Here is a 23,405-nt window from a genome sequence, read left to right on the forward strand (position 1 = left end):
AGTTCCGTTGCCATCCGCCGACTCCGGCACCGAGGACACCCTGGACCTGAAGCTGCCCGCGGAAGTCCTCGCGCTGCTCGACCCCCCGCTCACCGCGGGCGACAGCACCGACCTGCTCGGCGGTGTGGCCGGCTGGCCCGCTGCCGCCACCCCCGCGGGCTCCTTCCGGCTCGTCCCGGTGGACACCAGCAGGGACCTGGCCCTGGTCACCGCCTGGATGAACGACCCTGCGGTCGCGCAGTTCTGGGAACTCGCCGGCGGGCAGCACGTCACCGAGGCCCACGTCCGCGCCCAGAGCGACGGGGACGGCCGCAGCGTGCCCTGCCTGGGCGTACTGGACGGGACCCCCATGAGCTACTGGGAGATCTACCGCGCCGACCTGGACCCGCTCGCCCGCTTCTACCCCGCCCGCCCCCACGACACAGGGATCCACCTGCTCCTCGGCCGCGTCGCCGACCGCGGCCGCGGGCTGGGCGGCACCCTGCTGCGCGCCGTCTCCGACCTCGTGCTCGACCAGCGGCCGTGCTGCCGCCGCGTCGTGGCCGAGCCGGACCTGCGCAACACCCCGTCCGTCGCCGCCTTCCTCACCGCCGGATTCCGCTTCGGCGCCGAGGTCGACCTGCCGGGCAAGCGCGCCGCCCTGATGGTCCGCGACCGGGCGCTGCGCGACCGGATCCGGTAACGCCGCACCGGCCGTTGGAGCACCGCGACCAGCACCGGCCACCACCGTCCCCTCCTTCCGCAGGAGCCCACCGTGACGATCCCGTTCCCGAACGATCCCGCAGCATGGCAGCGCGCGTCCCGGCGGCTGCTCGCCAAGATGCTGGCCGAATTCGCCTACGAGGAGGTGATCGCCCCGGAGCCCGATCCGCAGGCGGGCCCCGACGCCTACCGGGTGCCGCTGCACCACGACGTGACCTACCGCTTCCGCGCTCGGCGGGGCGCGTACGGCAGCTGGCGCGTGGACGCGGACAGCATCACGCCGACCGGCGATCCGCTGCACTTCCTCACCCACGGCCACCACGGGGTGCTCGGCCTGAGCGGCGACACGACGGGACATTTGATCAGGGAACTGCTCGCCACGATCAGCGCGGACGTGCGCCTGGACGCCACCGCGCTGACCGCCGCCGAGCTGGCCGACCTCGACTACGCCGAACTGGAGGGTCACCAGACCGGCCACCCCTGGCTGGTCGCGAACAAGGGGCGGGTGGGCTTCTCGGCGGCCGACAGCGAGCAGTGGGCGCCGGAGGCGCGCAGGCAGCACCGGCTGCCCTGGATCGCCGTCCACCGGGACCTCGCCGAGTACCGCGGCACCCGCACCCTGGAGAACCCGGACAAGCTCTACGCCGAGGAACTGCCGTCCGACGTCCTGGCCGGCTTCCACCGCCTGATCGCCGAGCGCGGCCGCGAGCCGGCCGACTACCTGCTGCTGCCCGTGCACCCCTGGCAGTGGGACCAGATCGTCGCCCCGCTGTTCGCCCCGGCGCTCGCCGACGGCACCATCATCCACCTCACCACCGACACCGACCTGCGCATGCCGCAGCAGTCGATCCGCACTTTCCTCAACACCAGCCGGCCGCAGCGCCGCACGGTGAAGCTGCCGCTGTCCGTCCTCAACACCCTGGTCTGGCGCGGCCTGCCCACCGAACGCACCCTGGCCGCCCCTGCGGTGACCGCCTGGATGCACGGGCTGCGCGACCACGACCGCTTCCTGAGGGACGAGGCACGGGTGATCCTGCTCGGGGAGGTCGCGTCCGTCAGCGTGGCCCACCCGCAGTACGACAAGCTGCCCGCCGTTCCGTACCAGTACCGCGAACTGCTCGGCTGCATCTGGCGCGAACCCATTGCCGCGAGCCTCGACCCGGGCGAGCGCGCCCGCACTCTCGCGTCCCTGCTGCACACCGACCGCGACGGCCGTGCCTTCACCGCCGAACTCGTGGAACGCTCCGGACTCGCACCCGAGATCTGGCTCCGGCACCTCTTCGCGGCGATCCTCCCGCCGCTGCTGCACTTCCTCTACCGCTACGGAACGGTGTTCTCCCCGCACGGCGAGAACGCCATCGTCGTCTTCGACGAGCACGACATCCCGGTTCGGCTGGCGGTCAAGGACTTCGTGGACGACGTGAACGTCTCCGCGCACCCGCTGCCGGAACTCGCCACCATGCCGGAGGAAGTCCGCTCCGTGCTCCTCACCGAACCCCCGGAATTCCTCACCCAGTTCATCCATTCGGGTCTGTTCGTCGGCGTCTTCCGCTATCTGGCGCCGCTGTGCGAAGCACAACTCGGGGTGCCCGAGGCGGAATTCTGGCAACTGGTGCGGCAGGAGGTCCTCCACCACCAGGAGCGCTTCCCCGAACTCAAGGAGCGCTTCGCCACCTTCGACCTGCTCACCGCGCGCATCGCCCGGCTGTGCCTGAACCGCAACCGGCTCCACCTCGACGGCTACCGCGACCGCCCCAACCGCCCGCACGCCGCTGTCCACGGCACCGTCCCCAATCCCCTCAGCGGCCCCTGACACCCAAGGAGGCGAGGAGGGGCCGGTCGCTACGATGCCCACGGTGGTGGGCGGCGACCGGCCCCGGCGGACGGAGCGCGATGGGCGAGCAGGACGGCACCAGGACATGCCCGGGCTGCGGTGCGGCCGGTGTGCTGCCCGGCCAACTGGTCTGCCGCGTCTGCTACGTCCCCTTCGCGCTCGTCCCGCCACCCATGGAGGCCGCCCACGCCTCCATGGCGGCGGATCGCGACCCAGGCCGCGATCCAGCACCCATGGCGTCGGACCGGGCAGCGGAGGCCGACACGCGCGTCATCGACCGGCCGTCTCTCACGCTCGACGCACCGGGCAAGGTCGCGCCGCCCCATGCCCTCGCCCTGCGCTTCTCAGGTGGCCAGACCATCGCCCTGACCAGAGACGAGCAGGTCAGGCTCGGCCGGGAGCCGCGGCTGTGTCCGCGGGCCGGCTTCCTCACCGGCCACTCCGACCTCTCGCGCCTGCACGCCACCGTCGCCGTCGACGCCGAAGGCACCGCCACCGTCACGGACGAGGACTCCACCAACGGCACCTTCGTGGACGGCCGCCGCCTCGCACCCAGGAGCACCGCAGTCCTGCGCCCCGGCTCCACGCTGCGGCTCGCGGCCGACGTCACTGTTCTGGTGCTGCCCTGACCGCCGCATAGGAGGCCAGGCAGCGCGCCAACGGGTGCCCCGCGCCCAGGGCGGCGGACGACTCGCGCGCCACCTCCGCGAAGCGCCGGATCGCGGCCACCGTGCCGTGCATCCCCTCCAGCGCCCGTGCCCGGCCGAAGCGCGCGGCAAAGGCGGCGGCATCGCCCTCGACGCCCAGGAGCGCGAGCCGGTGCAGCACCTCCCAGTAGCGCCGGTCCGCCTCCGTGTAGCGCTGCTTCGCCAGCAGTTCCTCGCCCTCTTCCAGCAGCGCCCACAGGACATGCCGTGCGTCCACCCGTGCTTCCTCCGCCGGTCGCGCCATCTCCCGCAGCCGCTCGGCCACTTCGCCCGCGCTGCCAGGGCGGTCGGCAGGGGACTTGGCCAGCAGGGCGTGCACCAGGTCCGCCAGGGGCGCCGGAACGTCCGGTCGGCGGCGCGCGATCGGCTCGGGCGCCACGTGCACGTGCTTGTAGGCGTAGCCGACGGGGGTGCCGGCGGAGAAGGGCGGCCCCTCGGCGAGCATCGCGTAGAGCACGCAACCCAGGGCGTACAGGTCGGAGGCCGAGGTCACCTCGTGCCCCTGCGCCTGCTCGGGCGACAGGTAAGGCGGCGAGCCCAGCACGGCATGGGCCGCGGTGTGGCGGGTGCGCGTAGGGTCCTGCTGCGCCGCGAGGCCGAAGTCGCAGACCTTCACCGTGCCGTCCGGCAGCAGCATCAGGTTCTCCGGCTTGATGTCGCGGTGCACCAGGCCGTGTTCGTGCGCGTGCTGCAGACCCGCGGCGATCTGCGCCCCGTAGGAGAGCACCTCCGTGACCGGGAGGCCGCCGCGTTCCAGCAGCACCCGGCCGAAGTCCTCACCGGCGAGCAACTCCATCACCAGGAACGGGCTCCCCTGGTGCGCACCCGCGTCGTGGACCGTGGCCACATTGGGATGGGCGAGGGCGGCCGCGGCGTACGCCTCCCGCCGGAAGCGGCCCTGGCGCTCGGCGCGCTCCTCCGGCGACCACTCCGCACGCAAGGTGAGCACCTTCACCGCCACCTTGCGGCCCAGGCTCTCGTCCATCGCGGCGTAAACCCTGCCGAAGCCGCCGTCGCCCAAGGGCGCCTCCAACCGGTAGCGGCCATTCAGGAGCGTGCCCACGCCGATCGCGCGGTCCCCGCTCACTCGACCTCCGGGCGGTCCGCCGCACCCAGCGCAGCGCGCTCCCGTGGCGGTGCGGCCGCCTCGCGCCATAGGGCGCTGGGCAGCGCCACCATGGTCGCCGCGGCCGCGGCGGCTGTGCGGGCAGGCCCGTCCGCACCGTCCGCCTCGTCCTCCTCGAAGACGAATTGGCGGCCGCTGGGCAGCAGTTCGAGCCGCTCGTGCAGCACCACGGAGTCGCCGCGGCGCAGCCGCCACACATTGCCGTGGTGGAGCGGCAGCAGTACGTCGCCCTCGGGGCGCCTGCGTCGTATCCGGGTGCCGTTGGCGCTGCGCTCGTCGACCACGGTGAGGGCGGAGCCGTCGTAGTCGAGCACCACGTGCGTGCGGCTGACCGAGTCCACCGCGGCCTGGTCGATCCAGGCGCCCAGGGCGACACCGCCACTGCCCGGTGCGCGGCCGACAGCGAGCGGTTCGCCGGCCGTCACCATGAAGCGGCCGCGGACGGTGCCGTCCATGACGACCTTCACCTGCGCGCGGGCCGGGCGCGGCCCCGCGTCCGCCAGCGGCACCCCGTGCGTCGGGCACTCGATGCGCCGCCCGCGGCGCCTGGGGAGCGCCGTACCGGGCCGGTCCGCGGAGCCGAAGAGCGGGCAGCCGGCTTCGGGGCAGCGCCAGTTGCGGCCGAGAACGGCGCGGTGCGCCGAGGGCGCCCAGCGGCGCAGCACTCCGGCCTCCAGCAGCAGCCCTTCCTCCTCCTTCCGCGAGACCTGCCACTCCGGCGGCACCGGCATGATCCGCGGCCGCACCCCGATCGTGCCGTCCGGGTCCAGAACCGGCCGCAGGAAGCGGTCGCGGTCGCCGGGGATCCAGGGATAGGCACGGTGGAAGTCCAGGAAGTTGTCGGCGCTGACCACCCGTAGCTCCAGGGCGTCGGCTAGCTCCAGGATGCGGTCGTCCGCCCTGGGCAGCACCTCCAGCAGCCCGCCCCGGTACCACCCGCCCAGCCGTTCGCGCTCCGGGGCGGTCAGCCGCCCGTCGGTGAGCAGGGACCGGTCGGTGATCGCGTACACCTGCACCGCGGGGTCGCGGGCGTAGGCCGCGAGTGCGTCCAGCAAGCCCTCGAAACGGGCCAGGTCCGCGGCCCGCTCCCCGCCGAGCGCCGGCTCGCGCACGACGTTGGCGACGTCGATCACGAAGTCCGCGGCCGAGGCATCAAGCGTCAGACGGCTCTGGCACTGCATGTGACCAGAAGCTAGCACCGGGCGAGCGGGGCCGGTGCCGCGAACCCGGCGCGGTGACCGGATCGGAGCGAGCGGGAACGCAGTGTCAGTGGCGCGCCGTAGGCTGGCCTCCCTATGGACACCACCGCCCCAGACTCCCCGACGCCCGCGGGGGGACCCCCAGCGCTCACCGACCTGCTGCACGCCGCCGTCACCGCTGTCGGCGGTGTCGAGCGGGAGGGCCAGGTCACCATGGCCAAGGCCGTCGAGGCGGCCGTGGACGACCGCTCGCACCTGCTCGTGCAGGCCGGCACCGGTACGGGCAAGTCGCTCGGCTACCTGGTGCCCGCCCTCGCCCACGGCGAGCCCGTGGTGGTCGCCACCGCGACCCTCGCCCTGCAGCGGCAGCTGGTCGAGCGCGACCTGCCGCGCACGGTCCAGGCGCTCAAGCCCCTCCTGCGGCGCGAGCCGCAGTTCGCGATGCTGAAGGGCCGCTCCAACTACCTGTGCCTGCACCGCCTCCACGAGGGCGTGCCGCAGGACGAGGAGGACGGCCTCTTCGACCCCTTCGAGGCGGCGGCGCCCACCAGCAAGCTGGGGCAGGACCTGCTGCGGATGCGGGACTGGGCGGACGAGACGGAGACCGGCGACCGTGACGGCCTGACCCCCGGGGTGTCCGACCGCGCCTGGAGCCAGGTGTCGGTCACCTCCCGGGAGTGCCTGGGTGCCACCAAGTGCGCCTACGGGGCCGAGTGCTTCGCCGAGGCGGCAAGGGAGCGGGCCAAGCTCGCCGAGGTGGTGGTCACCAACCACGCCCTGCTCGCGATCGACGCCATCGAGGGCGCTCCCGTGCTGCCCGGCCACGAGGTGCTGATCATCGACGAGGCGCACGAACTGGTCTCCCGGGTCACGGGCGTGGCCACCGGAGAGCTCACCCCCATCGGCGTCAACCGCGCGGTCAAGCGCGCCGCCAAGCTCGTCAACGAGAAGGCGGCCGACGCCCTGCTGAGCGCCGGCGAGGGCTTCGAGCGGGTGATGGAGCTGGCCCTGCCCGGGCGGCTGGAGGAGATCCCCGAGGACCTGGGATACGTGCTCGCCGCCCTGCGGGACGCCTGCCGCCTGGTCATCACCGCGCTGGGGGAGACCCGCGACAAGTCCGTGCAGGACGAGGACGCGGTCCGCAAGCAGGCCCTGGCGTCCGTGGAGCACGTCCACGAGGTCGCTGAGCGCTTGGTGCAGGGCTCCGAGTACGACGTGGTGTGGTGCGAGCGCCACGATCGTTTCGGGGCGTCCCTGCGGGTCGCTCCGCTGAGCGTGTCCGGGCTGCTGCGCGAGAAGCTCTTCACCGACCGCTCGGTCGTGCTCACCTCGGCCACCTTGAAGCTGGGCGGCGACTTCAACGGGGTGGCCGCCTCTCTCGGCCTGGCGCCGGAGGGCACCAAGGCGGCGGAGGGCGAGGACCCGGTGCCGCGGTGGAAGGGCATCGATGTCGGCTCGCCGTTCGACTACCGCAAGCAGGGCATCCTCTACGTCGCCAGGCACCTGTCGCAGCCCGGCCGCGACGCCGGCCGCGAGGACATGCTCGACGAACTCGCCGAGCTGATCGAGGCCGCGGGCGGGCGCACCCTCGGGCTCTTCTCGTCCATGAGGGGCGCGCAGGCGGCCGCGGAGGCGATGCGGGGCCGGCTGGACCACCCCGTGCTGCTGCAGGGCGAGGAGACGCTGGGAGAGCTGATCCGGGCCTTCTCCGAGGACGCCAGGACGTGCCTCTTCGGCACGCTGTCGCTGTGGCAGGGGGTGGACGTCCCGGGCCCGAACTGCCAGCTCGTGGTGATGGACCGCATCCCCTTCCCGCGTCCTGACGACCCGCTGATGAGCGCGCGGCAAAAGGCGGTGGAGGAGCGCGGGGGCAATGGCTTCATGGCCGTCGCCGCCACACACGCGGCCCTGCTGATGGCCCAGGGCGCCGGGCGCCTGGTCCGCGCCAGCGGTGACCGAGGTGTCGTCGCGGTGCTCGATCCGCGGCTGGACAAGGCGCGGTACGGCGGCTTCCTGCGTTCCTCGATGCCGGACTTCTGGTACACGACGGACCGGAACCAGGTGCGCCGCTCCCTGGCGGCCATCGACGCGAAGGCCAAGCAGGAGGCCGGCGAGCAGGCGTAACAGGCGATCCTCGCCCAACGGGCCCCTCGGAGTGCCCTCGGCGGCTGCCCGAGCCCGGGAGGGCGCTCTGCGAGCCCGGGAGGCTGGCGGGAATCCCCGACCAAGCCCCGCCAAGGGGAAGGCCCCGATGACGCGCCGTACGGCGTTCTCGGGGCCCAGGGCGCCGGTTCTGCGGCGGTGCGGCCGCCGCGGTTCAGACGCGTCGCAGGACGGCGACGACCTTGCCGAGGATCGTGGCCTCGTCGCCGGGGATGGGCTGGTACGCCGCGTTGTGCGGGAGCAGCCACACATGGCCGTTGTCCCGCTTGAAGCGCTTGACGGTCGCCTCGCCGTCGAGCATCGCGGCCACGATGTCGCCGTTCTCCGCGACGGGTTGGCGCCGTACCGTCACCCAGTCGCCGTCGCAGATGGCGGCCTCGATCATCGAGTCACCGACCACCTTCAGGACGAACAGCTCGCCGTCGCCGACCAGTTGGCGGGGGAGCGGGAAGACGTCCTCGACCGACTCCTCGGCGAGGATCGGGCCGCCCGCGGCGATGCGGCCGACCAGCGGCACATAGGACGCCGAGGGCTTGCCGGTGGTGTCGGTGGGCTGCGGGTGGCCTGCGTCCGAGGCGCGGACCTCGTACGCGCGGGGCCGGTGCGGGTCGCGCCGCAGGAAGCCCTTGCGCTCGAGGGCCATCAGCTGGTGGGCGACCGAGGAAGTGCTGGACAAGCCGACGGCCTGGCCGATCTCCCGCATGGAGGGCGGATATCCGCGGCGCTGCACCGAGTCCCTGATGACCTCGATGACACGGCGCTGGCGCTCGGTCAGTCCGGAGCTGTCGGCGCGAATTCCCGGGGGCCGTCCGGGAAGGGCGCGTGCGGGCTTCGGGGCGTTGTCGTCGTTCATCGCGTCCAGCAGGCCGATTCCGTCGGGAGAGCGGTCATGGGCGGTCAATGTCGCAGCGGCGCTCTCTGCGGTGGTGCTCACGGCGGCCCCTTTCGAGATGTTCTCCACCGCATGGGCTGCGGTCGGCCCGCGTCCGCGCGCGGGCAGTTAGTACAACGGTAGTGGGTTTCGAAAGGTTGCGCCAAACACACGTTCGAGTGAATTAGCGTAAATCCGCTGACGTGATCAAGGTACCGGGTGTATTGATCGAATGGAAGTTCGATGCCCGAGAACTTCCCTGAGGGTGGGCGGCCCTCCTGGCGCAGGCATATGCCCGGCCTTCACGCGGCCCGGAGCGGTGGCCGGATTCCACCGCCCGCCACCGCCTGCCGCCGATGCCCATCAGTGTGTCACCGCCGCCCCCTCGGCGGGCCGCGATGCCGATTCCCGTACGCTGCGGTGGCGTCCGGCCGCCCTCCGCAACCGCGACACGCTGAACCACCCCCCTGATGTACGGGCACCAGATCTAGTGGTTGGATAGGTCTCGCCCACCACAAGTTGTGGTTGCTGGGTGGTCCGGTGGCCCTTTCGCCACCGTGATCGCCTATGCTTGAGGCTGCTCCGGGGGGCCTGCCAAGGCCCTGCGTGAGCCTGTTCGCCGTGCGCTCACCGCGGGTGAGGGAGGGAGTCGGAAGCCGTGCACTGCCCCTTCTGCAGACACCCCGACAGTCGTGTCGTGGACAGCCGCACCACCGACGACGGGGCATCGATCCGCCGTCGCCGGCAGTGCCCGGACTGCGGCCGGCGCTTCACCACCGTGGAGACGGCGTCACTGATGGTGATCAAGCGCAGCGGCGTCACCGAACCGTTCAGCCGCTCCAAAGTGATCGCGGGCGTCCGCAAGGCGTGCCAGGGCCGCCCGGTCACCGAGGACGCACTGGCCCAGCTCGGGCAGCGCGTCGAGGAGGCGGTGCGGGCCACCGGCAGCGCCGAGCTGTCGACCCACGACGTGGGACTGGCCATACTCGGCCCGCTCCAGGAGCTCGACCTCGTGGCCTATCTGCGCTTCGCCAGCGTGTACCGGGCCTTCGACTCCCTCGACGACTTCGAGCAGGCCATCACCGAGCTGCGCGAGCAGCTCCCACCCAGGACCCCCGGCGGGCTCGACGAGGACCTCGGGGTCCCGGCGCCCGCGGCCGCCGACTAGCGGCCCGGGGACACGGATTTGCCGGAGCGCCCCCGGGGTGCCGAGGCGGCAGACAGTAATGCGCCGCGGGGAAGAACCGCGCACATCAGGGCGTTCTCGCCCATACAGGGAGGCGGCATGACAGAGACGACGAGCGGTCCGGCGCGCGGTTCACGCACCAAGGGGCCGAAGGCGGGCAAGGGCCTGCGCATCGAGCGCATCCACACCACCCCGGGCGTGCACCCGTACGACGAGGTGGTCTGGGAGCGCCGTGACGTCGTCATGACCAACTGGCGCGACGGCTCGATCAACTTCGAGCAGCGCGGCGTTGAGTTCCCCGACTTCTGGTCGGTGAACGCGGTCAACATCGTGACCAGCAAGTACTTCCGCGGAGCGGTGAACAGCCCCAAGCGCGAGAAGAGCCTGAAGCAGCTCATCGACCGCGTGGTGCTCACCTACCGCAAGGCCGGCGAGGACAACGGGTACTTCGCTTCGCCCGCGGACGCCGAGATCTTCGAGCACGAACTGACCTACGCCCTGCTGCACCAGGTCTTCAGCTTCAACTCGCCGGTCTGGTTCAACGTCGGCACCGCTCAGCCGCAGCAGGTCTCGGCCTGCTTCATCCTGTCGGTGGACGACTCCATGGACTCCATCCTGGACTGGTACAAGGAAGAGGGGATGATCTTCAAGGGCGGCTCCGGCGCCGGCCTGAACCTCTCCCGCATCCGCTCCTCCAAGGAACTGCTCTCCTCCGGCGGCAACGCCTCAGGACCGGTCTCCTTCATGCGCGGCGCCGACGCCTCGGCGGGCACCATCAAGTCGGGCGGCGCCACCCGCCGCGCCGCCAAGATGGTGGTCCTGGACGTCGACCACCCCGACGTCGAGGCGTTCATCGAGACCAAGGTCAAGGAGGAGCAGAAGATCCGCGCCCTGCGGGACGCCGGCTTCGACATGGACCTGGGCGGCGACGACATCACCTCGGTCCAGTACCAGAACGCGAACAACTCCGTCCGCGTGAACGACGAGTTCATGAAGGCCGTCGAGCAGGGCAAGCCGTTCGGGCTGCGGGCCCGGATGACCGGCGAGGTCATCGAGGAGGTCGACGCCAAGTCGCTCTTCCGCAAGATGGCGGAGGCCGCCTGGGCGTGCGCCGACCCCGGCATCCAGTACGACGACACGATCAACCACTGGCACACCTCCCCCGAGACGGGCCGGATCACCGCCTCCAACCCGTGCAGCGAGTACATGCACCTGGACAACTCCAGCTGCAACCTCGCCTCGCTCAACCTGCTGAAGTTCCTCCGTCACGACGACAACGGCGGCCAGAGCTTCGACGCGGAGCGCTTCGCCAAGGTGGTCGAGCTGGTCATCACGGCGATGGACATCTCCATCTGCTTCGCCGACTTCCCGACCGAGAAGATCGGCGAGACCACCCGCGCCTTCCGCCAGCTCGGTATCGGCTACGCCAACCTGGGTGCGCTGCTCATGGCCACCGGGCACGCCTACGACTCCGACGGCGGGCGCGCCCTGGCCGGCGCCATCACCTCCCTGATGACCGGCACCTCCTACAAGCGCTCCGCCGAACTGGCCGCGGTCGTCGGCCCGTACGAGGGGTACGCCCGCAACGCCGACGCCCACAAGCGCGTCATGCGGCAGCACTCGGACGCCAACGCGACCGCCAAGCGGATGGACGACCTGGACACCCCGGTGTGGGCGGCCGCCACAGAGGCGTGGCAGGACGTCCTGCGGCTCGGTGAGAAGAACGGATTCCGCAACGCCCAGGCGTCGGTCCTCGCGCCCACCGGCACGATCGGCCTGATGATGGACTGCGACACCACCGGTGTGGAGCCCGACCTGGCCCTGGTGAAGTTCAAGAAGCTGGTCGGCGGCGGCTCGATGCAGATCGTGAACAACACGGTCCCCACCGCCCTGAAGCGCCTGGGCTACCAGGAGGAGCAGATCGAGGCGATCGTCGGGCACATCGCCGAGCACGGCAACGTGATCGACGCGCCCGGCCTGAAGCAGGAGCACTACGAGGTCTTCGACTGCGCCATGGGCGAGCGGGCGATCTCGGCGATGGGCCACGTGCGGATGATGGCCGCCGCGCAGCCCTTCCTGTCGGGCGCGATCTCCAAGACGGTCAACCTGCCGGAGTCGGCCACCGTCGAGGAGGTCGAGGAGGTCTACTACGAGGGCTGGAAGCTCGGCCTGAAGGCCCTGGCGATCTACCGCGACAACTGCAAGGTCGGCCAGCCGCTGTCCGCCAAGAAGAAGAGCGACACCAAGGCGGAGACCCCCGCTGAGGCGCCGGCCGCCCAGGTGGAGAAGGTCGTCGAGTACCGCCCGGTCCGCAAGCGCCTGCCCAAGGGCCGCCCGGGGATCACCACCTCGTTCACCGTCGGCGGCGCCGAGGGCTACATGACGGCGAACTCCTACCCCGACGACGGCCTCGGCGAGGTCTTCCTGAAGATGTCCAAGCAGGGTTCGACCCTGGCGGGCATGATGGACGCCTTCTCCATCGCCGTCTCCGTGGGCATGCAGTACGGCGTCCCGCTGGAGACCTACGTCTCGAAGTTCACCAACATGCGCTTCGAGCCGGCGGGCCTGACCGACGACCCTGACGTGCGGATGGCGCAGTCCATCGTGGACTACATCTTCCGCCGCCTGGCGCTGGACTTCCTGCCCTTCGAGACGCGCTCCGCGCTCGGCATCCACTCCGCCGAGGAGCGCCAGCGCCACCTGGACACGGGCTCGTACGAGGCCGCCGACGACGAGATGGACGTCGAGGGCCTGGCCCAGTCCGCGCCGCGCCAGATGGAGGCGCCCAAGCCGCTGTCGGTGGCGAAGCCCGCCGCCGCGGCACCCGCGCCCAAGGAGGCGCACAACTCCACGGAGCTGCTGGAGATCCAGCTCGGCCTGAACGCCGACGCCCCGCTCTGCTTCTCCTGCGGCACGAAGATGCGCCGCGCGGGCAGCTGCTACCTCTGCGAGGGCTGCGGCTCCACCAGCGGCTGCAGCTGACGGACGGCAGCCGCCTCCATTGCGGCGGCTGCCCGAGCGCACCCCAGGGAGGCGTACCCGGCACACCGCCGGGGCGCCTCCCTGCGCGTTTCACCCGCCGCGGACCCAACGCCACTACGATGGCGCGGTGTTGGTGAAGTGGATGCGGTGCGGTGTCGTCGATCAGGCGGGGTTCGACCGAGGACAGCGCAGGTGGGCGGTGCTGCGCCAGCAGGCGGGGTTCCGCGGGCAGGGCGGCGGGTGGAGCCGGGCGCAGCCAGGGGTGGCCCACCTCTTCGCCTTCTGGGACGACCGCAGCACGTACGACGGCTTCATGGCCGCGGGGCACGACGGCATCGCCCAGGCGCTGCACGGGACGTACGAACTGCTGGCGGTGCGCCTCTTCGAGCACCGGCTCGACGTCAAGGTGGGCTTCGAGCCGCACTTCACCGACGCCGACCTGCTGCGTGTCGCGCTGTGCAAGGTCCGGCCCGGCCGGGTGGAGCACTTCACCCAGATGCAGGAGCGGGTGTGGAACCCGGCGATGGCCGGCTCGCCCGGCATGCTGCGCGGCTCCTTCGGCCAGGGTGAGGACGACTCCTTCCTGGTGCTGTCGATGTGGGACACGGCGACCGAGCACGGCAAGTACCGCGAGGGCGCGGTGTCGCGGCTGTCGGAGCGTGCCGAACTCGACAGCGACGTCCTGTCGGTGACCGGCGACGTGGTGGACGTCGTGCAGGACTGGACGGTCTGAGGCGCACCTGCCGCCAAGGGTGGCCCATGCCGCCGGGCCCGCCATCGGCCGCATGGGCGTCCACTCCCTGGACCGGCGCGCCGCGGGACGGGACGCGCAATAGGGTGGCGCCCATGGGACGCCCTCGCCGCATCGTGCTCATCCGGCACGGCGAGTCCCAGGGCAACGAGGACGACGGCATCTACGCGCGGGTGCCCGACCACGCCCTGGAGCTCACCGCGAAAGGACGGCGGCAGGCCGCGGCGGCCGGCGCCGGGCTGCGCGCGCTCTTCGGCACCGAGCGCGTCCAGGCGTTCGTCTCGCCCTACCGGCGCACCTGGCACACCTTCGAGGAGCTTCGTCTCGACCCGTGCCGGGTCCAGGCGCGCGAGGAGCCGCGGCTGCGCGAGCAGGACTGGGGCAATTGGCAGGACCAGGAGGACATCCACCGCCAGCGCAAGGCCCGCGACTCCTACGGGCACTTCTTCTACCGCTTCGCCATGGGGGAGAGCGGCGCCGATGTCTACGACCGGGTCGGCGCCTTCCTGGAGACGCTCTACCGGGCCTTCGACAAGCCGGACTTCCCGCCGAACGTCCTGCTCGTCACCCATGGGCTGACCATGCGGCTGTTCTGCATGCGCTGGTTCCACTGGACGGTCGAGGAGTTCGAGACGCTGTCCAATCCCTCCAACGCCGAGACCCGCGCCCTGCTGCTGCAGGACTCGGGCCGCTACATCCTGGACCGGCCCTTCGAGCGCTGGGGCACGCCGAACCCGCCGGGCGGCGGGCTGCAGTAGCGCGCTGCCGGCCCCGTGTTGCCACGCGAAGGCGATTGACCCGGGCGACATGTGCTGCCAGAGTTCTCGGCGCCATGAACCCAGCCACCCCTGCCGAGGGGGAGCGCCTGTCGCGCGCCATGGCCGCCCTTCGAGGGCTGGCCGTCGGCGACGCCCTCGGATCGCAGTTCTTCGTCCCCGGCAATCACTCCGCCCTCCAGGAGGGCACCCTGCCGCCCGCACCATGGGCGTGGACCGACGACACGGAGATGGCCTGCTCGGTCGTCGCCGTCCTCGCCACTCATGGAGGCGTGGACCAGGATGCTCTCGCCCGCTCCTTCGCCGAGCACCACGACTTCGACCGCGGCTACGGCCCCGCCGTCAACCGGATGCTGCGCCTGATCCGGCAGGAGGGTGCCGACTGGCGCGAACTCGCCGCCGGCCTCTTCGACGGACAGGGCTCCTGGGGCAACGGGGCCGCCATGAGGGTCGCGCCTCTGGGCGCCTGGTACGCGGGCGAACCCGAACTGGCGGCCCGACAGGCGGAACTGTCCGCCCTCACCACCCACCATCACCACGAGGCGGTGGCGGGCGCAGTGGCCGTCGCCGCGACCGCCGCCATTGCGGTGGGGCCCGACTGCCCCGCCGACGCCGGGAGACTGCTCGGCGCGGTGCTCGACCTGGTGCCGCCCAGCGCCGTGCACGCGGGCGTCCGCCGCGCCGTGGACATGCTCGACTACGACGACGTGGCCACCGTCGCCGCCGTCCTCGGCTGCGGGCGCCGCACCAGCGCGCAGGACACCGTCCCCTTCGCCCTGTGGTCCGCCGCGCGCCATCTGGGCGACTACGAGCGGGCGTTCTGGACCACCGCGCGGGCAGGCGGCGACGTGGACACCACCTGCGCCATCGTCGGCGGCATCGTCGCCTCCCGCCCGGGGGGCGAACCATCGCGGACCTGGACGGACCGTACCGAAGCACTCCCGGAGTGGGCCCGATGGTCCTGATCGCCCCACTGCAGGCGGCCGGTTGCCGAGGGGTAGGCTGAGAGCGTCATGCCGTACGTACCGCCCACCCACACCGTCGAGCGCTCGATGCGCGCCACCCTCGGCGTACGCACCGTCGCGGGAGTGGACGAGGTGGGCCGGGGAGCGTGGGCCGGGCCCGTCACCGTGTGCGCCGCCGTCACCGGACTGCGCCGCCCGCCGGAGGGCCTGACCGACTCCAAGCTCATCACCCCCAAGCGTCGCACCAAGCTGGCCGCCGTGCTCACCGACTGGGTGACGTCCTACGCCCTGGGGCACGCCTCCTCCGAGGAGATCGACGACCTGGGGATGACGGCCGCGCTGCGGCTCGCCGCGGTACGCGCCCTGGAGGCGCTGCCGGAGCAGCCGGACGCGGTCATCCTGGACGGCAAGCACAACTACCTGGGCGGCCCCTGGACGGTGCGCACCGTCATCAAGGGCGACCAGTCCTGTGTCGCGGTGGCCGCCGCCTCGGTGATCGCCAAGGTGCACCGCGACGGTGCGATGGCCGAACTCGGCGCGGAATACACCCCGTTCGCTTTCGCGGACAACGCCGGATATCCGTCGCCCGTTCACCGCGCGGCACTTGAGGAGCACGGCCCCACCGCGCTGCACCGGCTGTCCTGGTCCTACCTGGACACCATGCCGCGGTGGCAGCACCTGAAGAAGGTGCGCGAGGACGGCGACACAGGGGAACAACTCGGTTTCGATTTCTGATTCACGGCCCACCCCCCGCTGCGCATTCCGAGCGCGTTTGATAGACATCAACTCATGCCTCTCACCCCCGAGGAGCCTCAGATTCACGAGAGCGTCCCGGGTCCCCGCACTGCTCCGGCCGCCGGCCGGAGTGCGTCGACCCCCCGTCCAGTCCCCGGTCCCCCGCGTCCCGCGGCGCCGCGCCCCGCACCGTCGAGGGACGCAGGGACCGCCGGCGTCGGCCCCGGGCGGCCCGGGTCCGGCCGAGGTGCGGCCAAGCCCGGACCGGCGACCCCGGTCGGGTCGCCGACTCCGGCCGCCACGGTGCCCAAGCAGCGCCCCGCCGACAGCGCCGCCCCGCAGATCCAGCTGATCCCCGCTCCGGCGGACGGCGCCGTCGACGCCGCCGACGAAACGGTTGACCTGCTGCTGGACACGGGCCGTTCGCCCGGCGAGGTGCTCGTGCTCACCACCGGGGAGCAGCATCCCTGGGCGGCGCACGAGCTGTCCTTCGGCGAGGACTCCTACTGGGCCCAGCACGACGCCGCCGACGACGTCTTCTACGCCGACATCCGCGCCACGCGCGCCACGGGCCGCCCCGTGGTGATCGTCGCGCTCAACGGCGGCGACGACGAGGGGATCGCCCAGGCGCTGGCCGGCGCGCTCGCCCGCGCCTCGGTGCTGCTGATCGTGTGCGGCGACCCCGCGCGCATCAACGGCCTGCTCGGCGCCTCCGCCTGAGCGCTCAGCGCACGGCGGCCTGGCGCTCGGAGAGCGCCGGTCCCTCCGCCAGGAGGGCGCCGGGCGCCTGCCGGGCCGGTGCGAGGGCCCGCGGGGTCCGCCCGGCGCGGCTCTCACCGAGGACGCTCCAGCCGTCGCCGGTGAGCGTCACGTACGACCCGCAGCGCAGGCCGTGCAGGGCGCAGGCGTCCCGCAGGCCCCACATCCAGGCGCCGTCCTCGGCCGTCCAGCCGGGGTCGCCGTCGCGGCAGACCAGCAGCACCGCGGTCCGCACCGGGCGGCGCAGCCGCAGGTCGTGCGGGATGACCCGGCGCAGGTGGGACAGCAGGGCGTTGCGCCGCTCCCAGCCGTCGAGGACGCCGACGCGTCCGGCGAAGGACGCGCTGGCCCTGATCCGGCCGTCCGGATCGTAGACGGCCACCACGGCCGTCTCGGGGGACGGCAGGTGCCGGGCGCAGAGGTCCTTGATCACGTCGCGGGGGTTGGCGAGCATCGGCACGCCGCTGCCCGCCCACTCGGCGGGCTCCACGGTGCGCGACACCCGGGAGGAACCGTCGGACGTGTCCGGAGCGAACCCGATGGCCACGGTCCTCCCTTCCGGATGCACCCGTAGACCGGGCGCGGGCGCACACCGGTCGAAGGGCTCGAAGAGCCGGTCGGGGGATCATCCGCTGCCAATTCTTCCTGCCGTACTGCCCTGCGGCAACGGGCAATTGGCATCAACGACCGATTTGGTCCCGTCCGCCGCATAGATCCCCGGAACCTGTGCGCGTCCGCGCCGTACCGCCCGGACCAGCGGGAACACCATCGTGGCCGGGGCCTGCCGGGGCAGCTGCGCGGTGCCCGTCGTCCGCGGTGGGCCATCGTCCCTCGCAGCCGTCCGCGGTCGTCTGCCGTTGTCCGGGGTCGTCTGGAGCGCGGATCGCCCGCGGCGGCGGGTGAGGTGGCCGATTGCCAGCCGTATCGGGTTGCATGGGGACCATGAACGATCCCGGTCTGCACGCCGAAGCCGATGCCGTCCTCGCCGAACTGGTCGGCGCGCCCGGGGGCGCGGCGCGCCTGCGGGAGGACCAGTGGCAGGCCGTGGCCGCGCTGGTGAAGGAGCGCCGCCGCGCCCTGGTGGTGCAGCGCACCGGCTGGGGCAAGTCGGCGGTGTACTTCGTGGCCACCGCCCTGCTGCGGCGGCGCGGGGCGGGGCCCACCGTGATCGTCTCCCCGCTGCTGGCGCTGATGCGCAACCAGGTCGAGTCCGCCGCCCGGGCCGGCATCCGGGCCCGCACGATCAACTCGGCCAATCCGGAGGAGTGGCAGGACATCCACGCGGAGGTGGAGCGAGGCGAGACGGATGTCCTGCTGGTCAGCCCCGAGCGGCTGAACTCCGTGGACTTCCGCGACCACATGCTGCCCAAGATCGCCGCCAGCACCGGTCTGCTCGTGGTCGACGAGGCGCACTGCATCTCGGACTGGGGCCACGACTTCCGCCCCGACTACCGCCGGCTGCGGTCCATGCTCGCCGAGTTGCCCCCCGGGGTGCCGGTACTGGCCACGACGGCGACCGCGAACGCGCGGGTCACCGCCGATGTCGCCGAGCAGTTGGGCACCGGGGCGGGCGAGGCACTGGTGCTGCGGGGTCCACTGGAACGCGAGAGCCTGCGGCTGGGCGTCGTCCGGCTTCCCGACGCGGCGCACCGGCTGGCCTGGGTCGCCGAGCATCTGGACGAACTCCCGGGGTCCGGGATCATCTACGCCCTCACCGTGGCCGCCGCCGAGGAGGCGGCCGCCTACCTGCGGCAACGCGGCTTCACCGTTGCCTCCTACACCGGCCGCACGGAGAACGCCGACCGGCTGCAGGCCGAGACCGACCTGCAGGAGAACCGGGTCAAGGCCCTGGTGGCGACCTCCGCGCTCGGCATGGGCTTCGACAAGCCCGACCTGGGCTTCGTCGTCCACCTCGGTTCGCCCTCCTCCCCGATCGCGTACTACCAGCAGGTGGGCCGCGCGGGCCGCGGCGTCGCGCACGCCGACGTGGTGCTGCTGCCGGGCCGCGAGGACGAGGCGATCTGGCGCTATTTCGCCGACTCCGCGTTCCCGCCCGAGGAGCAGGTCCGGCGCACCCTGGCCGCCCTCGCCGAGGCCGGCCGGCCGCTGTCCGCACCCGCCCTGGAGGCGGCGGTGGACCTGCGGCGCACGCGTCTGGAGATGATGCTCAAGGTCCTCGACGTCGACGGCGCCGTCCGGCGGGTCAAGGGCGGCTGGGAGAGCACCGGGCGGCCCTGGGAGTACGACGCGGAGCGCTACGCCTGGGTGGCGCGGCAGCGCAAGGCCGAGCAGGAGGCCATGCGCGAGTACGCCCGGACGACCGGCTGCCGGATGGAGTTCCTGCGCCGCCAGCTGGACGACGAGGGGGCAGCGCCCTGCGGCAGGTGCGACAACTGCGCCGGCGGCTGGCTCGACGCCTCGGTCTCGGCGGAGGCACTGACGGGAGCGGTCAAGGAACTGGAGCGCCCGGGCGTCGACGTCGAGCCGCGCCGGATGTGGCCGACCGGGATGGCCGCTCTGGGGATCGACCTCAAGGGGCGCATCCCCGCCAAGGAGCAGGCCGCCGCCGGGCGCGCCCTCGGCCGGCTCTCCGACATCGGCTGGGGCAACCGGCTGCGCCCGCTGCTGGCGGACGGCGCGCCGGACGGACCGGTACCCGACGACGTGCTGCGGGCCGCGGTGACGGTCCTGGCCGACTGGGCGCGCTCGCCCGGCGGCTGGGCGCCGGACGTGCCGGACGCGGGACCCCGGCCGGTAGGGGTCGTCGCAGTGCCCTCCGCCACCCGTCCGCAGCTGGTCGGTTCCCTCGCCCAGGGCATCGCCTCCGTCGGCCGCCTGCCCTTCCTCGGCACCCTGGCCTACACCGGCGCGCACGCGGCCCGGCGCAGCAACTCCGCTCAGCGTCTTGCGGCGCTGTCCGCGGCCTTCGCCGTGCCGCCGGAGATGGCCGACGCCCTGGCAAGCTCGCCGGGACCGGTCCTGCTGGTGGACGACTACACGGACTCCGGCTGGACCCTCGCGGTCGCCGCGCGCCTCCTGCGCCTGGCGGGCAGCGAAGGGGTGCTCCCGCTGGTGCTGGCAGCGGCCGCCTGAGGTCCGCGGCTGACGCGGCCCGGAACTCCGTCGCCGCCGGTCCGTGGCGGCCGCTCCCGGCGATGCGTTGTCCACAGCCGAACGGGTGGGTTTGCCCACGGGCCCCGCTGTGTGCGTCACAGTCGAGCCATGACACACAGCAACGAGAACGCATACGGAAAGTCATCGACAACAGCGCAGTCGCCGGTCGGCACCGTGACCCTGCGCGGACCCGCGGACCTCGCGGACGCCCTTCCCTACCTCATGGGCTTCCACATCAAGGACGGCGTCGTACTCGTCGCCCTGCACGGGGAGTTCGGCCGATTCGGCGGGCGCGTGCACGCGAGCCTGCCCGAGGACCCGGACCACTGGCCGGCCGCCGCCACCCAGCTCGCCGAGCGCCTGGTGGGCGGCAGCGAACGACGCGGCGGACGGCCGGACGGCATCGTCGCCTTCCTCTGCCGGGACCCGGTCGAGGGCGAGCGGCCGGGCGAGGTCATGGAGCGGCTGCGACCGCTGGCCCAGCGGCTGCGCGTGGCCTGCGGCGCCCTGGACGTGCCCGTGGTCGAGGCGCTGTGCCTGTCCGCAGGGCGCTGGTGGTCGTACTGCAGACCCGACTCGGCGCCGATGCCGGCCGACGGTATCGCCCTGCCCGCCCCCGGCAGCAGCGAGGTCGCTGCCGCGGCGACACTCATGGGAATCCCGGCCCCCGCCTCGCTCGCGGCGATCGAGGCCCGGCTGAGACCGTCCACCGAGCGGCACCACGGTCACGAGGTCGCACTCGACGCCGCCTGCGCGGAGTTGGTGCCGCGCATGCTCGGCGACGACGGCGCGGAAGAGCTGCGCAGACGGACCGTGGGGCTCGCCCGGGCCGCCCTGCGCCGCTACCAGGAGGCGCCCCGGCTGGAGGACCGGGCCCGCGGTGACGCGCGGGACGACGCCTTGCTGACCGATGCGGAGGCCGCCGCGATCATCCTCGGGCTGCAGGACAGGACGGCACGCGACAGGGCCGCGGAGTGGATGGAGCCCGGACAGGCCGACGCCGCGCTGCGGCTGTGGCGGGCGCTCGCCCGGCGCTGCGCGGGACCCTACGCCGAGCACGCGGCGGCGCCGCTGTCCCTCGCCGGTTGGGTGGCCTGGTCGAGCGGGGACGAGACCGAGGCCCGCGTCGCCCTGCGCATGGCGTTGGACCTGGAGCCCCAGTACACCTTCGCCAGGCTGCTGCACACCTCGGTCTGCGAGGGCCTGGACCCCGAACTTCTGCGGAGCTGTCTGCGCCACGAGCGGCGCGAGCGCGTCCGCGGGGCCGTCACAGCTCGCCGCGCGCCAGTCGGATCAGCCGGTCGAGGACCGCGCCGCCACTCACCCGGAGGCCGTCGTGCTCGAACTCGTCGGTGACCCAGGTCCGCAGACCGCGCACCGCGCGGGCGGTGGCGAGCGAGTCGGCGGTGTCCACGTACATGTCGTCGTGGTAGACCGCCGCAGCCACCGGTACCTCGTTGCGCGCCAGCCGGTCCGGGTCGTACAGGTCGGGCCACTCCTCGTGCCGGGCGATCAGTTCCGCGGCCTCGCGCAGCGGCGCGAGCGCCGGGTCGGTCCCGAACATCCAGGGGTGGATCGTCTCGCCGGTGAACAGGACGGGCTCGCCCGCAGCCAGGGCGACATCGGCATCGAACTGCGGGAATTCGGCGCGGACCCGCTCGGCGGCCCAGGCGGTGGGCCCCGGGGAGACCGAGCGCTGCCCGTAGATGGGCTCGTGCAGCACCGCGAAGAGGGGGTTTCCCGCGAAGGACAGCTGCCGCTGGACGTCCCACAGGAAGGTATCGGAGAGCACCGGCGCCGGCAGGCCGGGGACGAAGGCGTCCTCGACCATGTAGTGCAGGGTGTGCGGGCCGCTGCTGAAACCGAGCATCAGTCCGAGCGACTGGAACGCCTCGGCGGTCAGCCGCCCGCCGCCGGGGAGGAGGACGTCGGTGGTGCGCAGGTGGCGCACGATGGCGCGCACGGCCTCGACGTCTTCCGGGTAGCGCGCGTAGAAGCCGCGGTTCTTGCGCTCCATCCGCGGGTACGCAGCGCGGTAGACGTCCTCGGCAGTGCGCCGCAGGCCGGGCAGGCCGCCGGTGATCAGCACCTCGCGCAGGGAATCGGGCGCGAAGGAGAGATAGGTGATCGCGCAGAAGCCGCCGAAGCTCTGCCCGAGCACGCTCCAGCGCCCGTCCTCGCCCAGCAGCGAGCGCCGGATCGCCTCGCAGTCGCGCACGATCGAGTCCGCCCGGAAGTGGGTGAGGTGGCGGGCCTGCGCCCTGGCGTCGCCGCGGGCGGGCAGGGTCTGGCGGGTGACCGGCGTCGACCGTCCCGTGCCCCGCTGGTCCAGCAGCAGCACCCGGTAGTCGTCCAGGGCCCGCTCCAGCCAGCTGTCCCGGCCGATCGGCCGCGGGGAGCGTCCGCCGGGCCCGCCCTGCAAATACACCAGCCACGGCAGATTGTCGTGCTCCCGGCCGGCGGCCACGACTTCCCGGGCGTAGACCTCGATGAGCTCGCCGCCGGGGTCGGCGTGGTCCAGCGGGAGGGTGAAGGTGTGGTCGGTGACGACGGTGCCGGGCTGGCGGAAGACGGCCATGGAAGTCTCTCCGGGAGGTGCGGGGCGGTGCGGGGCTGCGGCGGCGGCCCAGGTGGGAACGGTAGACGGACAGGGGCCTGCCCCCGCAGCGGGGTCTGCTGCGCGGGCTTCGCGGCGGCGGTCCCGGGACCGTTGTCCGGATCGCGGCGACCTGATCGTCGAGAGCTGCGATCAGGCTGTTTATCGTCAGGCAGACGACTAAGATCGCGGCATGGCGCCCTACGACCCGTCGGCCTTCCCGCCCTTCGCCGTCACCGTCGATCTGGTGGTGCTCACTGTCCGGCACCACACACTGTGCGCGCTGGCGGTGCGCCGCGGGGAGCCCCCGTTCCAGGGGCGGTGGGCGCTGCCGGGCGGGTTCGTGCGGGACGACGAGGACCTCTCGCAGGCGGCCGCTCGGGAGTTGGCCGAGGAGACGGGGCTGCGTGCGCAGAACGGCGCGCACCTGGAGCAGTTGGCGACGTACGGCGACCCGAAGCGGGACCCGCGGATGCGGGTGGTGAGCGTCGCCCACTTGGTGCTGGCGCCCGACCTTCCGGCGCCGCGGGCCGGCGGGGACGCCCGCAGCGCGCGGTGGGCGCCGGTCGACACGCTGCTGGACGAGGGCGGCACCGACCACCCGGGCGAGACGGCGGCGCTCGCCTTCGACCACGGCAGGATCCTCGCGGACGGGGTGGAGCGGGCCCGTTCGAAGATCGAGTACTCGTCGCTGGCCACGGCGTTCTGCCCGCCGGAGTTCACGGTGGGCGAGCTGCGGCGGGTGTACGAGGCGGTGTGGGGCGTGGCGCTCGACCCGCGCAACTTCCACCGGAAGGTGACCGGGACGGTCGGCTTCCTCGTGCCGACCGGTGGGACGACGACGCGTCAGGGCGGCCGCCCGGCCCAGCTGTTCAGGGCCGGCGGTGCGGCACTGCTCAATCCGCCGATGCTGCGACCGGAAGTCTGATTCAGGAGTTT

General features: G+C 72.7%; 19 protein-coding genes. 14 read left to right on the forward strand and 5 right to left on the reverse strand.

Going from position 1 to position 23,405, the window contains the following annotated elements; translation table 11 throughout:
- Positions 1-7 precede the first annotated feature (7 nt).
- From BLR33_RS25030 to BLR33_RS25040, 3 genes are all read left to right on the forward strand, one after another.
- Positions 8-682, forward strand: a complete 675-nt coding sequence (locus BLR33_RS25030; RefSeq protein WP_093786863.1) for a GNAT family N-acetyltransferase — start codon at positions 8-10, stop codon at positions 680-682.
- A gap of 72 nt (positions 683-754) precedes the next feature.
- A complete protein-coding gene (locus BLR33_RS25035; protein ID WP_245771648.1) occupies positions 755-2,515 on the forward strand; it encodes an IucA/IucC family protein in 1,761 nt (586 codons plus the stop codon).
- A gap of 80 nt (positions 2,516-2,595) precedes the next feature.
- Positions 2,596-3,165 (forward strand): FHA domain-containing protein, encoded by a 570-nt coding sequence (locus BLR33_RS25040; RefSeq protein ID WP_093786864.1) that lies wholly within the window; start codon positions 2,596-2,598, stop codon positions 3,163-3,165.
- On the opposite strand, the gene BLR33_RS25045 is transcribed toward BLR33_RS25040, so the two are convergent.
- Both BLR33_RS25045 and BLR33_RS25050 read right to left on the reverse strand, forming a co-directional pair.
- Positions 3,143-4,330 (reverse strand): serine/threonine-protein kinase, encoded by a 1,188-nt coding sequence (locus BLR33_RS25045; protein WP_176930453.1) that lies wholly within the window; start codon positions 4,328-4,330, stop codon positions 3,143-3,145. The genes BLR33_RS25040 and BLR33_RS25045 overlap by 23 nt on opposite strands.
- Positions 4,327-5,550: an FHA domain-containing protein gene (locus BLR33_RS25050; RefSeq protein ID WP_093786866.1), complete on the reverse strand. Its 1,224-nt coding sequence runs from the start codon at positions 5,548-5,550 to the stop codon at positions 4,327-4,329. Before BLR33_RS25050 ends, BLR33_RS25045 begins: the two co-directional genes overlap by 4 nt.
- 114 nt (positions 5,551-5,664) lie before the next feature.
- Between BLR33_RS25050 and BLR33_RS25055 the strand changes: the two genes are divergently transcribed.
- The gene (locus BLR33_RS25055; protein ID WP_093786867.1) at positions 5,665-7,692 is read left to right on the forward strand and encodes an ATP-dependent DNA helicase; all 2,028 of its coding nucleotides are present in this window, start codon (positions 5,665-5,667) and stop codon (positions 7,690-7,692) included.
- Between the two features lie 193 nt (positions 7,693-7,885).
- On the opposite strand, the gene lexA is transcribed toward BLR33_RS25055, so the two are convergent.
- Positions 7,886-8,665: a transcriptional repressor LexA gene (gene lexA / locus BLR33_RS25060; RefSeq protein WP_093786868.1), complete on the reverse strand. Its 780-nt coding sequence runs from the start codon at positions 8,663-8,665 to the stop codon at positions 7,886-7,888.
- Between the two features lie 595 nt (positions 8,666-9,260).
- On the opposite strand from lexA, the gene nrdR reads away from it, so the two are divergent.
- The 7 genes from nrdR to BLR33_RS25095 all read left to right on the forward strand — a co-directional run bounded on the left by nrdR (position 9,261) and on the right by BLR33_RS25095 (position 16,717).
- Positions 9,261-9,770 (forward strand): transcriptional regulator NrdR, encoded by a 510-nt coding sequence (gene nrdR / locus BLR33_RS25065; protein WP_093786869.1) that lies wholly within the window; start codon positions 9,261-9,263, stop codon positions 9,768-9,770.
- A gap of 117 nt (positions 9,771-9,887) precedes the next feature.
- Complete coding sequence (locus tag BLR33_RS25070; RefSeq protein WP_093786870.1) at positions 9,888-12,770, forward strand: vitamin B12-dependent ribonucleotide reductase; 2,883 nt, start codon at positions 9,888-9,890, stop codon at positions 12,768-12,770.
- A 127-nt stretch (positions 12,771-12,897) separates the two neighbouring features.
- On the forward strand, positions 12,898-13,503 hold the full coding sequence (locus BLR33_RS25075) for a DUF4937 domain-containing protein (protein WP_093786871.1): 606 nt from the start codon (positions 12,898-12,900) through the stop codon (positions 13,501-13,503).
- A 113-nt stretch (positions 13,504-13,616) separates the two neighbouring features.
- Positions 13,617-14,279: a histidine phosphatase family protein gene (locus BLR33_RS25080; protein WP_093786872.1), complete on the forward strand. Its 663-nt coding sequence runs from the start codon at positions 13,617-13,619 to the stop codon at positions 14,277-14,279.
- A 74-nt stretch (positions 14,280-14,353) separates the two neighbouring features.
- The gene (locus BLR33_RS25085) at positions 14,354-15,262 is read left to right on the forward strand and encodes an ADP-ribosylglycohydrolase family protein (protein ID WP_093786873.1); all 909 of its coding nucleotides are present in this window, start codon (positions 14,354-14,356) and stop codon (positions 15,260-15,262) included.
- Positions 15,263-15,310: 48 nt separating this feature from the next.
- Positions 15,311-15,997: a ribonuclease HII gene (locus BLR33_RS25090; protein ID WP_093786874.1), complete on the forward strand. Its 687-nt coding sequence runs from the start codon at positions 15,311-15,313 to the stop codon at positions 15,995-15,997.
- Between the two features lie 54 nt (positions 15,998-16,051).
- The gene (locus tag BLR33_RS25095) at positions 16,052-16,717 is read left to right on the forward strand and encodes a hypothetical protein (RefSeq protein WP_093786875.1); all 666 of its coding nucleotides are present in this window, start codon (positions 16,052-16,054) and stop codon (positions 16,715-16,717) included.
- A 4-nt stretch (positions 16,718-16,721) separates the two neighbouring features.
- On the opposite strand, the gene BLR33_RS25100 is transcribed toward BLR33_RS25095, so the two are convergent.
- On the reverse strand, positions 16,722-17,303 hold the full coding sequence (locus BLR33_RS25100; RefSeq protein WP_093786876.1) for a hypothetical protein: 582 nt from the start codon (positions 17,301-17,303) through the stop codon (positions 16,722-16,724).
- 395 nt (positions 17,304-17,698) lie between these two features.
- On the opposite strand from BLR33_RS25100, the gene BLR33_RS25105 reads away from it, so the two are divergent.
- Both BLR33_RS25105 and BLR33_RS25110 read left to right on the forward strand, forming a co-directional pair.
- Positions 17,699-19,849: a RecQ family ATP-dependent DNA helicase gene (locus BLR33_RS25105; protein ID WP_093786974.1), complete on the forward strand. Its 2,151-nt coding sequence runs from the start codon at positions 17,699-17,701 to the stop codon at positions 19,847-19,849.
- A 129-nt stretch (positions 19,850-19,978) separates the two neighbouring features.
- The gene (locus BLR33_RS25110) at positions 19,979-21,226 is read left to right on the forward strand and encodes a DUF4192 domain-containing protein (protein WP_093786877.1); all 1,248 of its coding nucleotides are present in this window, start codon (positions 19,979-19,981) and stop codon (positions 21,224-21,226) included.
- Here BLR33_RS25110 and BLR33_RS25115 read toward each other — a convergent pair.
- Positions 21,138-22,448: an alpha/beta fold hydrolase gene (locus tag BLR33_RS25115; RefSeq protein WP_093786878.1), complete on the reverse strand. Its 1,311-nt coding sequence runs from the start codon at positions 22,446-22,448 to the stop codon at positions 21,138-21,140. The genes BLR33_RS25110 and BLR33_RS25115 overlap by 89 nt on opposite strands.
- Before the next feature lie 211 nt (positions 22,449-22,659).
- Here BLR33_RS25115 and BLR33_RS25120 point away from each other — a divergent pair, with 211 nt between their 5' ends.
- The gene (locus BLR33_RS25120; RefSeq protein ID WP_093786879.1) at positions 22,660-23,394 is read left to right on the forward strand and encodes an NUDIX hydrolase; all 735 of its coding nucleotides are present in this window, start codon (positions 22,660-22,662) and stop codon (positions 23,392-23,394) included.
- The last annotated feature ends 11 nt before the right edge of the window (positions 23,395-23,405 follow it).

It is taken from the genome of Actinacidiphila guanduensis (assembly GCF_900103985.1).
Taxonomy (GTDB): domain Bacteria; phylum Actinomycetota; class Actinomycetes; order Streptomycetales; family Streptomycetaceae; genus Actinacidiphila; species Actinacidiphila guanduensis.